Origin of the sequence: Pseudomonas arsenicoxydans (assembly GCF_900103875.1) — a bacterium.
GTDB classification, from domain to species: Bacteria; Pseudomonadota; Gammaproteobacteria; order Pseudomonadales; family Pseudomonadaceae; genus Aquipseudomonas; species Aquipseudomonas arsenicoxydans.
Genome location: NZ_LT629705.1, coordinates 3,000,843 through 3,014,306, shown reverse-complemented (window position 1 = coordinate 3,014,306; position 13,464 = coordinate 3,000,843). Strand labels below are relative to the sequence as shown.

Annotated in this window: 12 protein-coding genes and 4 tRNA genes; 6 read left to right on the top strand and 10 right to left on the bottom strand. The window is 58.8% G+C overall.

Going from position 1 to position 13,464, the window contains the following annotated elements:
- Positions 1-6 precede the first annotated feature (6 nt).
- Together BLQ41_RS14045 and BLQ41_RS14040 are read right to left on the bottom strand one after the other, a co-directional pair.
- Positions 7-462 carry a YkvA family protein gene (locus BLQ41_RS14045; protein WP_090181738.1) on the bottom strand — a complete coding sequence of 152 codons (456 nt, stop codon included), beginning with the start codon at positions 460-462 and terminating at the stop codon, positions 7-9.
- 293 nt (positions 463-755) lie between these two features.
- Positions 756-1,469, bottom strand: a complete 714-nt coding sequence (locus tag BLQ41_RS14040; protein ID WP_090181737.1) for an FKBP-type peptidyl-prolyl cis-trans isomerase — start codon at positions 1,467-1,469, stop codon at positions 756-758.
- 267 nt (positions 1,470-1,736) lie between these two features.
- Here BLQ41_RS14040 and BLQ41_RS14035 point away from each other — a divergent pair, with 267 nt between their 5' ends.
- Both BLQ41_RS14035 and BLQ41_RS14030 read left to right on the top strand, forming a co-directional pair.
- The gene (locus BLQ41_RS14035; RefSeq protein ID WP_090181735.1) at positions 1,737-3,545 is read left to right on the top strand and encodes a di-heme-cytochrome C peroxidase; all 1,809 of its coding nucleotides are present in this window, start codon (positions 1,737-1,739) and stop codon (positions 3,543-3,545) included.
- Positions 3,542-4,675 (top strand): catalase family protein, encoded by a 1,134-nt coding sequence (locus BLQ41_RS14030; RefSeq protein ID WP_090181733.1) that lies wholly within the window; start codon positions 3,542-3,544, stop codon positions 4,673-4,675. Before BLQ41_RS14035 ends, BLQ41_RS14030 begins: the two co-directional genes overlap by 4 nt.
- 86 nt (positions 4,676-4,761) lie before the next feature.
- On the opposite strand, the gene BLQ41_RS14025 is transcribed toward BLQ41_RS14030, so the two are convergent.
- From BLQ41_RS14025 to BLQ41_RS14010, 4 genes are all read right to left on the bottom strand, one after another.
- A tRNA-Asp gene (locus tag BLQ41_RS14025) sits at positions 4,762-4,838 on the bottom strand.
- A gap of 18 nt (positions 4,839-4,856) precedes the next feature.
- Positions 4,857-4,932: transfer RNA gene (locus tag BLQ41_RS14020), tRNA-Val, on the bottom strand.
- Positions 4,933-5,121: 189 nt separating this feature from the next.
- Positions 5,122-5,198: transfer RNA gene (locus BLQ41_RS14015), tRNA-Asp, on the bottom strand.
- 19 nt (positions 5,199-5,217) lie between these two features.
- A tRNA-Val gene (locus BLQ41_RS14010) sits at positions 5,218-5,293 on the bottom strand.
- Positions 5,294-5,454: 161 nt separating this feature from the next.
- Between BLQ41_RS14010 and rdgC the strand changes: the two genes are divergently transcribed.
- The 3 genes from rdgC (at position 5,455) to sugE (ending at position 7,940) form a co-directional block, all read left to right on the top strand.
- Positions 5,455-6,375, top strand: coding sequence for a recombination-associated protein RdgC (rdgC, locus tag BLQ41_RS14005; RefSeq protein ID WP_045061665.1), 921 nt, complete (start codon positions 5,455-5,457; stop codon positions 6,373-6,375).
- Between the two features lie 164 nt (positions 6,376-6,539).
- On the top strand, positions 6,540-7,505 hold the full coding sequence (locus BLQ41_RS14000) for a bile acid:sodium symporter family protein (protein ID WP_090181731.1): 966 nt from the start codon (positions 6,540-6,542) through the stop codon (positions 7,503-7,505).
- A 120-nt stretch (positions 7,506-7,625) separates the two neighbouring features.
- Positions 7,626-7,940 (top strand): quaternary ammonium compound efflux SMR transporter SugE, encoded by a 315-nt coding sequence (sugE, locus tag BLQ41_RS13995; protein WP_090181729.1) that lies wholly within the window; start codon positions 7,626-7,628, stop codon positions 7,938-7,940.
- A gap of 126 nt (positions 7,941-8,066) precedes the next feature.
- On the opposite strand, the gene BLQ41_RS13990 is transcribed toward sugE, so the two are convergent.
- The 4 genes from BLQ41_RS13990 to BLQ41_RS13975 all read right to left on the bottom strand — a co-directional run bounded on the left by BLQ41_RS13990 (position 8,067) and on the right by BLQ41_RS13975 (position 12,542).
- Complete coding sequence (locus BLQ41_RS13990) at positions 8,067-9,941, bottom strand: MFS transporter (protein ID WP_090181727.1); 1,875 nt, start codon at positions 9,939-9,941, stop codon at positions 8,067-8,069.
- A gap of 98 nt (positions 9,942-10,039) precedes the next feature.
- Positions 10,040-11,191: a TDT family transporter gene (locus BLQ41_RS13985; RefSeq protein WP_090181724.1), complete on the bottom strand. Its 1,152-nt coding sequence runs from the start codon at positions 11,189-11,191 to the stop codon at positions 10,040-10,042.
- Between the two features lie 104 nt (positions 11,192-11,295).
- Entirely contained in the window at positions 11,296-11,607 is a 312-nt protein-coding gene (locus tag BLQ41_RS13980) for a cupin domain-containing protein (RefSeq protein ID WP_090181722.1), read from the bottom strand.
- Positions 11,608-11,642: 35 nt separating this feature from the next.
- Positions 11,643-12,542, bottom strand: coding sequence for a LysR family transcriptional regulator (locus BLQ41_RS13975; RefSeq protein ID WP_090181721.1), 900 nt, complete (start codon positions 12,540-12,542; stop codon positions 11,643-11,645).
- 159 nt (positions 12,543-12,701) lie between these two features.
- Here BLQ41_RS13975 and BLQ41_RS13970 point away from each other — a divergent pair, with 159 nt between their 5' ends.
- Positions 12,702-13,451, top strand: a complete 750-nt coding sequence (locus BLQ41_RS13970; protein ID WP_090181719.1) for an SDR family NAD(P)-dependent oxidoreductase — start codon at positions 12,702-12,704, stop codon at positions 13,449-13,451.
- The last annotated feature ends 13 nt before the right edge of the window (positions 13,452-13,464 follow it).

Sequence of the window (13,464 nt, the reverse complement as noted above, 5' to 3'; positions counted from 1 at the left end):
TTAAAATCAGGCTTTTTTCGGTCCCTGGAGCTGAAGTTGCTCAGGGGTGTCAGGGAGGCGTTCGACCACCGCGAGCTTCTCCGGCTGCTGACGATTGCGCCAGGCGCGGAACCCGTTGAGTTCATCGTCGAGAACTTTCATCAGCCAGGCCAGCACGGCGATGTCATCGAGCATGCCAAATACCGGGATGAAATCGGGGATCGCATCCACCGGACTGAGGAAGTACATCAGGCCGGCCACCACCGAGATCATCGCCTTCGGGCTGATGGCGCGGTACTCGCCGCGCCAGTAGGCCAGGCAGAGGGCCTGCAACAAGCGCAGATCGTCTTTGAGCTTACCCAGTCGGTTGCCTTGACTTGCGCCTTTGCTGGCGACGGCAAACAACAGGGTCGGTAAACGGCCCCGGGCGAGCAGGCGTCCGGCGAGGGGCAGGAAACGATCGAAATTCCAAGGTGCTTTCATCATTCCTCCCACTGAAATGTTATCCACACAAATTGTGGATAACCTTGTGAACAGAGCTATATTTCACGGCTGAAAGCCCCGTTTCATAAGGCCTCAACTCAGATCGGGCGTTTTTTACTCACATAAAAAAACCCAAGATTTCATTGACTTGGCGCTCCAGCGCGGATAGCGATGGCGTCTCAATGGCTATGACTGCAATGTCTGGCATCCGTTCGCTTTGTTTACCCTTGCTGAACGCCAGATGCAACAACGCCCCGCATATAGCGAGGCGTTGTTTTTGGAGCCGACGCGTATTACTTGGCAGCGTCTTCTTTTGCTGGATCTTTGATCCCCAGCAGTTCCAGGTCGAATACCAGCACCGAGTTGGCTGGAATCGCCGGGCTTGGGCTTTGAGCGCCGTAAGCCAGTTCGCTAGGGATGTACAGCTTGTACTTCTCGCCAACGTGCATCAGTTGCAGGCCTTCGACCCAACCCGGGATCACACCGCTGACCGGCAGATCAATCGGGCTGCCACGCTCGACGGAGCTGTCGAAAACGGTGCCGTTGGTCAGCTTGCCGGTGTAGTGAACAGTCACTACGTCAGTCGGCTTAGGCTGTGGGCCATCGGCTTTCTTGACCACTTCGTATTGCAGGCCCGAAGCAGTGGTGGTGACACCCGCTTTCTTGGCGTTGTCTTCGAGGAATTTCTTGCCGGCAGCAGCCGACTCTTCGCTCATTTTGGCCATGCGCTCTTCAGCACGCTTTTGCAGCGCTGCGAAGGCTTCAACCAGTTCGTCATCTTTCAGTTTCTGTTCTTTCTTGCCGACGGCATCTTCGATGCCTTGGGCTACGGCTTTGGAATCCAGGTCATCCATGCCTTCCTGAGCCAGGCTCTTGCCCATGTTCAGGCCAATCCCGTAGGAAGCTTTTTGCGCCGGGGTTTTCAGCTCTACGCTGGTCTGCGAATCACAACCCGCAAGTACCAGGCTAACCAGGGCCACCGCCGCCGCCAACCGATGCTGTTTCATGCTATTTCCTTGTTCATGCGCCTAAAGGGCAATCGAGTAAAGCCGCGAGCTTATCAGGCGGCCACGACCAATGGCTACCGGCATGAGAGCAGGAAACGTCCGATAAGTTCAGGTGTTTCAACGCATTTCGCCAGTGGGATGATGAAGCTTCTGTCATCTGCCGCCCACCGGACGATGCCGGATCCCCCAGCATCTGGCGTAATGGCCACTTGCCGCCCCCTGGGTGCTGAGGCATAAGAGAGCGATAAATCGACAAGGATGTTTATCTTGCGCCTCTTATTCCGTTTGCTGGCCGTGCTTGCAGTGTTGCTGGGGCTGGGCCTGGCGGTGGTGCTGTATTTCGTCGCCAACCCGAAATTGCCGACAGGATCACCCACGCAGCAGGTGCATTACCTGGACCAGTGGAGCGACGCTGACCGTCAGGTTTTCTACTTCACACCTCAGGGCACAGAGGTAAAAGGGTTGCGTTATGACTGGTTCAGGGCCCTTGAACTGCCCTTCTCGTCACAACGATTTGCCGCCCCCGAATACCTCGCACGTTTTGGCTTTCTGATCGACCCTGCGCAGAAAGCCACGCCAGACAACCCCGGCAACTTGCCGGTGGGGTTTGCCCGGCATAAAAAACCTGGCAGTCAGGACGAGTATCTGGACATCACCTGCGCCGCCTGCCACACCGGGGAATTGCGTTTCAACGGCCAGGCTGTGCGCATCGACGGTGGCTCGGCGCAGCATGTCTTGCCTTCCAGTGTTCCGACATTGCGCGGAGGCAGTTTCGGACAGGCGTTGGTGGCAAGCCTGACCTCGACTTACTTCAGCCCATGGAAATTCGAACGTTTCGCACGCAACGTGCTGGGCGACGACTACGACACCCGGCGCCAACAACTGCGCAAGGATTTCAAAGCCTCGCTCGACACCTTCGTGAAGGTGGCCTGGAACGACACCCATCGCGGGCTTTATCCAACCGAGGAAGGCCCTGGCCGCACCGACGCCTTCGGTCGCATCGCCAATGCCAGCTTCGGTGACGCGATTTCGCCCAGCAATTACCGTGTGGCCAACGCCCCGGTGGACTATCCGCAACTGTGGGACATGTGGACTTTCGACTGGGTGCAATGGAACGGTTCGGCGCAGCAACCAATGGCCCGCAACATCGGCGAGGCACTGGGGGTCGGCGCCACGCTGAACCTCTTCGACGCCAACGGCCAACCGCTCAAAGGAGATGATCGCTACCCCTCCAGTGTCCGGCTGTACGACTTGCACCTGATCGAACAAACCCTGCAACGACTCAAGCCGCCGGCCTGGCCTGAAGCGCTGTTGGGTGCGGTCGATAAGCCTCTGGCGGCCCAAGGGCGCGAATTGTTCAGTGAAAACTGCGCCGGTTGCCACGTACCGCGATCGGTGCAAAGTGTCGGGCGCTGGGTGCAGCATCTGAAAATGCTGCCGGTGGACTACATCGGCACAGATCCGAGCGCGGCCAACAACATTGCCGACCATCGCTTCGACCTCAGCGCGTTGCAATGGGACCCGGCGGAACTGGCGAAACTGGATGTCCAGTTGCAGCCAACGCCCACTGAACCGCTGGACTTGAGCAAGCTCTCGTCAGCCAGAGGATTGGCCTACATCACCGCCTTCGTCGGCAACCGGGCCTACCTCGACGCGAACATCCCCCTCGCCCAGCAACCGGCCATGAATGGCTTCGGCCTGCCCATCGGTGTGCGTGAAATGCGTGCCTACAAGGCCCGGCCATTAGCCGGTATCTGGGCAACGGCGCCGTTTCTGCACAACGGTTCGGTACCAAGCCTTTATCAGCTGCTCTCGCCCCAGGATGAACGCGCGACAACCTTCTATAAAGGCACGTTCGAGTACGACCCCAAGCACCTGGGGTATCGCACCGAGGCTTTCAGCAACGGTTTCGTTTTCGACACGCGCATCACCGGCAATCACAACAGCGGCCACGAATTCCGTGCCGGCAAGCGTGGCAATGGCGTGATTGGGCGTCTGCTGCAACCGCAGGAGCGCTGGGCGCTGCTGGAGTATCTGAAAGTGTTGGGCGGCCCGCTGGAGGCACAATTGCCATGAGCAGACTCTGGGTGCGCCTTGGCGCCTTTCTCGGCAAATCCCTGCTGTGTTTGCTGGGCCTTGGATTGCTCGGCTGGGCACTGGCCACGGCATGGTTCGCCTGGCAGCACAGAGGACCGGTCTCGGCCGATGAATTGATACCGGACGGCGAAGTGGCGATGACTCAGGACATCATTCAGACCGCCGTGCGCATTGTCGATCAGCACCGTGAAAGCACTCGCTACCTGCGCGATGCGCATGCCAAGGCCCATGGCTGCGTGAACGCCGACGTTCAGGTGTTGCCGGATCTGGCGAGTGAGCTGCGTCAAGGCGTGTTCAGCGAACCCGGGAAAACCTGGCAAGCGACGGTGCGGCTGTCCAACGGTAATGCGTATCCGCAGTTCGACAGCATCCGCGATGCCCGTGGCATGGCAATCAAGCTGATGGATGTGCCAGGCAAACAATTGCTGGACGATCAGCAGAGTCGGCATGAGCAGGATTTCGTGATGTTCAGCCATCCGAATTTCTTCGTCAGCGATGTCGCCGAATACCGGCAGAATGTGGCCGCCCAGGCTGACGGCAAGACGTTTAAGGCGTTCTTCCCCGGCTGGGATCCGCGCACCTGGCAAGTCCGGCATCTGTTTATCGCCTTAGCGACACTTTCCCCCGCCCCGCAAAGCCCGACGCAGACGATTTACTTTTCGGTTTCGCCCTACAAGTTCGGTGAAGCCAATGCCAAGTTCCGTGTAGCGCCTGATCCTGACAGCTGCCCGACTTACGCCCTGCCCGCTCAAAACCAGAAGCTGCCGAACTTCCTGCGCGCGGCGCTGAATCAGCAATTGTCGACGGATCGGGTGCCGGCGTGTTTCGTATTGCAGATCCAGCGACAGGATCCCCGCCAGTACATGCCGATTGAAGACACGAGTATTGAGTGGCAGGAAAACGAAGCACCATTCCAGACCGTGGCGCGAATCAAGCTGCCTGCCCAGGACTTCGACACCCCGGCGCTGAACCTGCAATGCGACAATCAGTCGTTCAATCCGTGGTTCGGGCTGGAGGCGCATCGACCGATTGGCGGCATCAACCGCCTGCGCAAAGCGGTGTATGAAGCTGTGAGTGATTACCGCCACAGCCGTAACGCCGAACAATAAAACCCAAACGCCAGACAGCAAAAAGCCCGCATAAAGCGGGCTTTTTCCGTGGTGACCTGGCGTTCAGCGTTCCAGATTACCGAATATGGCGCAGCGGACGGGACTCGAACCCGCGACCCCCGGCGTGACAGGCCGGTATTCTAACCGACTGAACTACCGCTGCGCGTAACATTGAAAGTAGTGGTGGGTGATGACGGGATCGAACCGCCGACCCTCTGCTTGTAAGGCAGATGCTCTCCCAGCTGAGCTAATCACCCTTTACCTTCGTTGCGGGGCGCATTGTGCCACAGATTTTCATAAAGTGTTGATTTAATTAATAAATTTATTAAAAAAATCTGAAAACCAATGAAACGACACACACCGCAGGAACAACAGGCAGAAAAAAGCCCGCGTTAAGCGGGCTCTTCCGTGGTGACCTGGCGTTCAGCGTTCCAGGTTACCGAATATGGCGCAGCGGACGGGACTCGAACCCGCGACCCCCGGCGTGACAGGCCGGTATTCTAACCGACTGAACTACCGCTGCGCGTAACACTTGAAGCGAATGGTGGGTGATGACGGGATCGAACCGCCGACATTCTGCTTGTAAGGCAGACGCTCTCCCAGCTGAGCTAATCACCCTTCACTTTCGGTGTGGCGCGCATTCTACGGAGCGACCACACCGGTGGCAAGCACTTTTTTAAATAATTTTCTCAGGCCTTCCAAAGGCTTAGCGAAGGGTTGGCCTATGGCTTCGCTAAGAGAATAATGCCCCCCTTTGTATATAAGGAGAGACTCACCCCATGTGGTTCAAAAACCTGCTTATCTATCGCCTGACCCAAGATCTGCCTTTTGATGCCGAGGCGTTGGAAACTGCACTGGCCACCAAACAGGCGCGTCCATGTGCAAGCCAGGAGTTGACCACCTACGGTTTCGTCGCGCCATTCGGCAAAGGCGAAGATGCTCCGCTGGTGCACGTCAGCGGCGATTTCCTGCTGATCTCCGCCCGCAAGGAAGAGCGCATCCTGCCGGGCAGCGTCGTACGTGACGCGGTGAAGGAAAAGGTCGAAGAGATCGAGGCCGAGCAAATGCGCAAGGTCTACAAAAAAGAACGCGACCAGATCAAGGATGAAATCATCCAGGCGTTCCTGCCGCGCGCCTTTATCCGACGCTCGTCGACCTTCGCAGCCATTGCGCCGAAACAGGGCCTGATCCTGGTCAACTCGGCCAGCCCGAAACGTGCCGAAGACCTGCTCTCCACCCTGCGCGAAGTGATCGGCACACTGCCGGTACGTCCGTTGACCGTGAAAATGTCGCCGACCGCCACCATGACGGAATGGGTCACCACCCAGAAAGCCGCGGACGACTTCTTTGTACTGGACGAGTGCGAGCTGCGCGACACCCACGAAGACGGCGGCATTGTGCGTTGCAAGCGTCAGGACCTGACCAGCGAAGAGATCCAGCTGCACCTGAGCACCGGCAAAGTGGTCACTCAGCTGTCGCTGGCCTGGCAAGACAAGCTGTCTTTCGTCCTCGACGACAAGATGGTGGTCAAGCGCCTGAAGTTCGAAGACTTGCTGCAAGACCAGGCGGAACAGGACGGCGGCGAAGAAGCCCTCGGCCAACTGGACGCCAGTTTCACCCTGATGATGCTGACGTTCGGCGACTTCCTGCCGGCGCTGGTTGAAGCATTGGGCGGTGAAGAGACCCCGCAGGGGATCTGAAGACAACCGGTTTCCCCTGAAGAAACCGGGTCAAGTGTGGGAGCCGGGCTTGCCCGCGATGGCGGTGTGTCAGTCTGCATTTCAGCCGTCTGATACACCGCCATCGCAGGCAAGCCAGCTCCCACAGTTGTTTTGTGGTGCTACTTAATAAAAAGGATCAGACCATGCGTGCACTGGCTGCATTGAGTCGTTTTGTCGGCAACACCTTCGCTTACTGGGTTCTGATTTTCGCGGTCGTGGCCTTTCTGCAGCCGACCTGGTTCATCGGCCTGAAAGGCGCAATCGTGCCGCTGCTGGGCCTGGTGATGTTCGGCATGGGCCTGACCCTCAAACTCGAAGACTTCGCCGAAGTCGCTCGCCACCCGTGGCGCGTGGCCCTGGGCGTGGTTGCACATTTCGTGATCATGCCCGGTGTGGCGTGGTTGCTCTGCCAGGCATTTCACCTGCCGCCGGAAATTGCGGTCGGCGTGATTCTGGTCGGCTGCTGCCCAAGCGGTACTTCCTCGAACGTCATGACCTGGCTGGCTCGCGGCGACCTGGCGTTGTCGGTCGCCATCGCGGCGGTCACCACCCTCCTCGCTCCGCTGCTGACGCCGGCGCTGATCTGGTTGCTGGCCTCAGCATGGTTGCCGGTGTCCTTCATGGAACTGTTCTGGTCGATCCTGCAAGTGGTGCTGTTCCCGATCGTGCTCGGTGTGGTTGCCCAGCGCTTGCTCGGCAGCCGGGTTCGTCATGCGGTGGAAGTATTGCCGCTGATTTCGGTGGTGAGTATCGTGATCATCGTCACCGCCGTGGTGGCCGCCAGCCAGGCGAAGATCGCCGAGTCCGGCCTGTTGATCATGGCCGTGGTGATGCTGCACAACAGCTTCGGTTACCTGCTGGGCTACTTCACTGGCCGCCTGTTCAAACTGCCGCTGGCACAGCGTAAATCACTGGCGCTGGAAGTTGGCATGCAGAACTCCGGCCTGGGTGCTGCGCTGGCCAGTGCGCACTTCTCGCCACTGGCGGCGGTTCCTAGCGCGTTGTTCAGCGTCTGGCACAACATCTCAGGCGCGCTGCTCTCGACGTATTTCCGTCGCATGAGCGAAAAAGAAGACCGTAGAATCGCTGCTGAGCAAGCCGCGGACTAAATCCGAAAACTTGATCCCCGGGTTAATGATTGGCACTCTATCGCCCAACGCGAGGACGACCTCGCGGCTCGATCGAGTCATTAATCTGGGGACGACCCCGTCAATCGATGGAGGTCTCTCATGTCCTGGATCATTCTGTTTTTCGCCGGCCTGTTCGAAGTGGGCTGGGCCGTCGGCCTGAAATACACCGACGGTTTCAGCCGCCCTCTCCCTACCGCACTCACCGTCGCCGCCATGGTCATCAGTCTCGGCTTGCTGGGCCTTGCCATGAAGGAATTGCCGCTGGGCACGGCCTATGCGATCTGGACTGGAGTGGGCGCCGTGGGCACGGTGATCGCCGGGATCATTCTGTTTGGCGAATCCATGGCGCTGTTCAGGCTGGCCAGCGTGGCGTTGATCGTTGCCGGGCTGGTTGGGCTCAAGGTCAGCGCGTAGGCCACTACCGCTATCGCGGGCAAGCCCGCTCCCACATTGGATCTGTGTTGTGTCGCAAATAGTCGACACACCATCAATCCCTGTGGGAGCCGGGCTTGCCCGCGATGAGGCCCTGACAGTCACCGACTATCGAACTGTGCCGCGCAACTCGCCAACCATCGTCTGCAACTTCGCCGGCTCCGCCGCTTCAACCGCCACCGCCGGCCCCGCCACCAACGTCACCCGCGACCACAGCCGACGAAACAATCCCTTGCCCGGATCGCGGCTGAAAAAACTCCCCCACAACCCTTGCAACGCCAGCGGAATCACCGGCACCGGTGTCTCTTCAAGTATCCGCGTCAGCCCGCCCTTGAACTCGTCGATCTCGCCCGTGGCGGTCAACTTGCCTTCAGGAAAGATGCACACCAGCTCGCCGTCCTTCAGATATTCAGCGATCCGCTTGAAGGCTTTTTCGTAGATTTGAATGTCTTCCTGACGTCCCGCGATCGGAATCGTCCCGGCGGTGCGAAAGATAAAGTTCAGTACCGGCAAGTTGTAGATCTTGTAATACATCACAAAGCGAATCGGCCGACGCACCGCGCCGCCAATCAGCAACGCATCGACAAACGACACATGGTTACAGACCAGCAATGCTGCGCCTTCATCGGGAATCAGTTCCAGGTTGCGATGCTCCACGCGGTACATGGAATGACTGAGCAGCCAGATCATGAAACGCATGCTGAACTCGGGAACGATGCTGAATATGTAGGCGTTGACGCCGATGTTCAGCAGCGACACCACCAGAAACAGCTGTGGGATCGACAGCTTGGCCACGCTCAGCAGGACAATCGAGACAATCGCCGAGACCACCATGAACAGTGCATTGAGAATGTTGTTGGCGGCAATCACCCGCGCGCGCTCGTTCTCGGGAGTGCGCGACTGGATCAGCGCATACAGCGGCACAATGTAGAACCCGCCGAAAATCCCCAGTCCCAGGATGTCGATCAGCACCAGCCAGGCGTGGCCAAAACCGAGGACTTCGATCCAGCCGTGGCCATTGACGCTGTCCGGGATACCGCCGGAATGCCACCACAGCAGCAAGCCGAACACCGTCAGTCCGAACGAACCGAACGGCACCAGGCCGATCTCGACTTTGCGCCCGGAGAGTTTCTCGCAGAGCATCGAGCCCAATGCGATGCCCACCGAGAACACCGTCAGGATCAGTGTCACCACGGTTTCGTCGCCGTGCATCCATTCCTTGGCATACGCCGGGATCTGCGTCAGATAAATCGCTCCGACAAACCAGAACCACGAGTTGCCGACGATGGACCGCGACACGGCGGGCGTTTGCCCCAGCCCCAGTTTCAACGTGGCCCAGGACTGGCTGAAGATGTTCCAGTTCAGGCGCAATTGCGGCGATGAGGCCGCCGCCCGCGGAATGCTGCGACTGGCCAGGTAACCCAGCACCGCGACACCGACGATCGCCGTGGAAACAACAGGCGCGTAATGACTGGACGACATCATGATCCCGGCGCCGATGGTCCCGGCGAGGATCGCCAGAAAAGTGCCCATTTCCACCAGCCCGTTGCCCCCCACCAACTCTTCGTCACGCAGGGCTTGAGGCAGGATCGAATACTTCACCGGCCCGAACAGTGCCGAGTGCGTGCCCATGGCGAACAGCGCCACCAGCATCAGCGACAGGTGATCGAACAGGAAGCCGACGGCGCCGACCGCCATGATGGCGATTTCCCCAAGCTTGATCAGGCGAATCAGTGCGTCCTTGGCGAACTTTTCCCCGAACTGGCCGGCCAGCGCCGAGAACAGAAAGAACGGCAAGATGAACAGCAGCGCACAGAGGTTGACCCAGATCGAGCGGTCACCCTCGATGGTCAGCTTGTACAGAATGGCGAGGATCAACGACTGCTTGAAGATGTTGTCGTTGAATGCCCCGAGGGACTGTGTCACGAAGAACGGCAGGAAGCGCCGGGTGCGAAGCAAAGTGAACTGTGAGGGGTGGCTCATCTTCCATGTGTCCCTGATGTTAGGTGAAGCGTGGCGTGGAATTTGTTATTGGAATGTCGTACGTCGATCCAGGCCACACATTACCTAATCTTGGCAGGTTATTTGTTTAATCCTGCAATGCACGGCGAGACAAACAACTCGCCGCGCCACGCGCCCTGTATGGTCCGTTTCGAGACGATCAGCCACATCACCGCCAGCATCGCCACCAGCACGCAGCCAAAGACACTGAAAAACGTCAGGTTCAAAGTGCTGCCCAGTTTCAACGTCGCCAGAGAATAGACGCCCAGCGGAAAGGTGAAGCCCCACCAGCCGAGGTTGAAAGGAATGCCGGCGCGCAAGTAACGCACGGTGATCAGCACCGCCATCAGCATCCACCACAAGCCGAAGCCCCACAGTGTGATGCCGGCCACCAGCCCCAACCCGGCAGCGATTTCACCCATGCCCGGCAGGCCATTGGCGGCAAAGATGGCCGGCGCATCGGCACCCAGCAGCAACATGCCCAATGCCCCGGTGCCGATCGGCCCGAGCGCCAGCCAGCTCGAGGCGGCCATGTTTTCGTGAGGCAATTTGTGCAGCGCCATGCGTAGCAACAGGATGGTCAGAATGCTGAATGCCACCGGCAGGGAAAACGCCCAGAGCACGTAGCTGGTCACCAGCATCACCAGTTGCGAATGGGCATCGGCCAGGTGCGGCGCCAGCAGACCACCGCTGGCGGCGGCCACCTCTGCGGCGACCACCGGCAACAGCCAGACGGCGGTCATCTGGTCGATGCTATGTTCCTGGCGAGTGAACATCATGTAGGGAATCAGCACGCCGCAGGCCAACGACATGGCCACATCAAGCCACCACAGCACTTCAGCGATATGGATCACGCCGTCACCCCAGCGCGGCAACCCGAACACCAGAAAGCCGTTGATGATCGTCGCCAACCCCATGGGAATGGTGCCGAAAAACATCGATACCGTGGAGTGACCGAAAATCCGCCGGGCCTCATCAAAGAACAGCACCCAGCGTGCCGTATAGGCTGCGGTAAACAGGGCAAACAGCAGGATGTTGAATAACCACAAACCCTCGGCTACCGCGTGCAGGCCGGGCATGGCAATGGGCAGTTGCGCCAGCGCCAATGCGAGCACGCCCGTGCCCATGGTTGCGGCGAACCAGTTAGGGGTGAATTGGCGGATGGCCTCGAGCGGGTGCTGCAAGTGGCTGAGCGGTTTAAAACCGAGGGTGTTGCTATTGGGGCAGGTCATGGCGAATTCCTCTCCTCTTGTGAGGTGGAATTCATGGTAGATCCGAATCGAATATCTATATAACGGGTAATATCTCTAACTGTTATCTGTTTTGTAGATATACGTCAGACGCTGCCTTCGGATTCGATCACCAGGATTCTCGCGGCGCCCAATGGATGAGCGACGTGTTCGGTACCGACAGATGCGTAGAAAATATCGCCAACCTCCAGCAGCGCCTGCTTTTCCACGCCCTCTTCGCGATAACGCATCTGCACTTGCCCATCCAGCACCACGAACACTTCCTGACCGTCATTGACGTGCCATTTGTAGGGCTGATCGGTCCAGTGCAAACGCGTGGTGATGCCGTTCATGTTGGCGATATCCAACGCGCCCCAGGCACGGTCAGCGGTGAAGGATTTGCTGCGTATGATCTTCATGGGACATTCCGTTGATATGAGTCGCGGCGCCAAGACTAATCCATATCGGCGAACAGCTGCGCCAGCCAGTCGATAAATACCCGCACCCGATTGCTCTGATGCCGGTTGGGCGGGTACAGAACGTGGAATGGATACCGCGGTGGCCGCCAGTCCTGAAGTATCGGCACCAGTTCGCCACGCTGCAGGTGCGCCCGCACGGTATAGGTAAATGTATGAATGACCCCCAGCCCCGCCACCCCGGCCGCCAGTTGGGCATTGCTCTCGTTGACCGTGAAAATTCCCGGTCCGCGGACCTCCAGCTTTTCTCCGTTACGCTCGAATCGCGCCGGCATCACCCGTCCGGTGCTGGCTGAGTGGTAACTGACGATGTGATGATTTTTCTCGAGGTCTCGCGGATCGGTCGGGAGGCCGAAACGCTGCAGATACTGCGGCGATGCACAGGTGGTCCATGACGACATCCCCAACGGTCGCGCAGCCAGGGACAGTTCGGTCAACGGCCCACCACGAATAACGCAGTCGACGTTTTCGCTGATCAGGTCCACCGGCCGGTCGCTGACGCCCATGTCGATCTGAATATCCGGATAGCGCGCGTAGAAATCCGGCAACGCGGGAATGATCAGAAGGGTCGCCACCGAGCCTCCGACGTCGACGCGGATCTTGCCGCGCGGATGACCTTGGGCGCTGGCGAAACTGTTGTCCAGATCATCCAGTTCCACCAGCAGTTGCATGGCGCGTTCGTAGTAAGTCATCCCGTCCGCTGTCACGGTGAGCCGGCGGGTGGTGCGTTGCAGCAGCCGCGTACCGAGGTGCTCTTCCAGTTCGGCCACCAGTTTACTGACCGAGGTTTTCGGCAGGTTCAAAGAGTCGGCGGCTTTGGTAAACGAGCCGGCCTGCACGACTCGGGCAAAGACACGCATGGCCAATAATTGATTCATCACAACCCCCAAGGCGACTAGCCCTGAGTATTGTCCACAACCATGTACAAACAAACCCGATTCAGATGATTTTTCGACCGAATCTTTGGGCATAGAGTTTGTTCAACGGCGCACAACCTGGCCAGCAAATTCCTATACGACTCACCGGAGATTCACACCATGAGCAGCACACTGAAAGGCAAAATTGCACTGATCACAGGCGGCACCACCGGCATCGGCCTGGCGTCGGCTCAAGCCTTCGTCGATCAGGGCGCCACCGTGTTTATCACCGGTCGCCGTCAAGCCGAACTGGATGCGGCAGTCGAGAGCATCGGCCACCACATCACCGGGATTCAGGGCGACGTGGCGAACCTTGCCGACCTGGACCGGATTTTCGAAGTGATCAAGGAAAAGGCCGGACATCTGGACGTCGTGTTTGCCAACGCTGGCGGCGGAGACATGCTGCCGCTCGGTGCTATCACCGAGGAGCATTTCGACCGGATTTTCGGAGTCAACGTCAAAGGCCTGCTGTTCACCGTGCAGAAATCCCTGCCACTGCTCAAGGACGGCGGTTCGGTGATCCTCACCGCATCGACCACCGCCACCAAAGGCACGGAAAATTTCAGCGTTTACAGCGCTAGTAAAGCCGCGGTGCGTAACTTCGCCCGCTCATGGCTGCTGGATCTTAAAGCCCGCAGGATTCGCGTGAACGTCATCAGCCCCGGCCCGATTCACACCCCGGGCCTGACTGAACTGGCACCGCCGGATCAGCGGCAGGGCTTGCTGGATTTCCTGACCAGCCAAGTGCCGATTGGCCGCCTCGGAACACCATCGGAAGTGGGGAAAGCGGCGGTATTCCTGGCCTCGGATGACAGCAGCTTTATCAACGGGATCGAGCTGTTTGTGGATGGCGGGTTCGCGCAGATCTGATCGCCGGCAACAA

Coding starts and splice junctions, on each gene's coding strand:
- BLQ41_RS14045 (WP_090181738.1), bottom strand. CDS start 462: ATGAAAGCACCTTGGAATTTCGATCGTTTCCTGCCCCTCGCCGGACGC.
- BLQ41_RS14040 (WP_090181737.1), bottom strand. CDS start 1,469: ATGAAACAGCATCGGTTGGCGGCGGCGGTGGCCCTGGTTAGCCTGGTA.
- BLQ41_RS14030 (WP_090181733.1), top strand. CDS start 3,542: ATGAGCAGACTCTGGGTGCGCCTTGGCGCCTTTCTCGGCAAATCCCTG.
- rdgC (WP_045061665.1), top strand. CDS start 5,455: ATGTGGTTCAAAAACCTGCTTATCTATCGCCTGACCCAAGATCTGCCT.
- BLQ41_RS14000 (WP_090181731.1), top strand. CDS start 6,540: ATGCGTGCACTGGCTGCATTGAGTCGTTTTGTCGGCAACACCTTCGCT.
- sugE (WP_090181729.1), top strand. CDS start 7,626: ATGTCCTGGATCATTCTGTTTTTCGCCGGCCTGTTCGAAGTGGGCTGG.
- BLQ41_RS13990 (WP_090181727.1), bottom strand. CDS start 9,941: ATGAGCCACCCCTCACAGTTCACTTTGCTTCGCACCCGGCGCTTCCTG.
- BLQ41_RS13985 (WP_090181724.1), bottom strand. CDS start 11,191: ATGACCTGCCCCAATAGCAACACCCTCGGTTTTAAACCGCTCAGCCAC.
- BLQ41_RS13980 (WP_090181722.1), bottom strand. CDS start 11,607: ATGAAGATCATACGCAGCAAATCCTTCACCGCTGACCGTGCCTGGGGC.
- BLQ41_RS13975 (WP_090181721.1), bottom strand. CDS start 12,542: ATGAATCAATTATTGGCCATGCGTGTCTTTGCCCGAGTCGTGCAGGCC.
- BLQ41_RS13970 (WP_090181719.1), top strand. CDS start 12,702: ATGAGCAGCACACTGAAAGGCAAAATTGCACTGATCACAGGCGGCACC.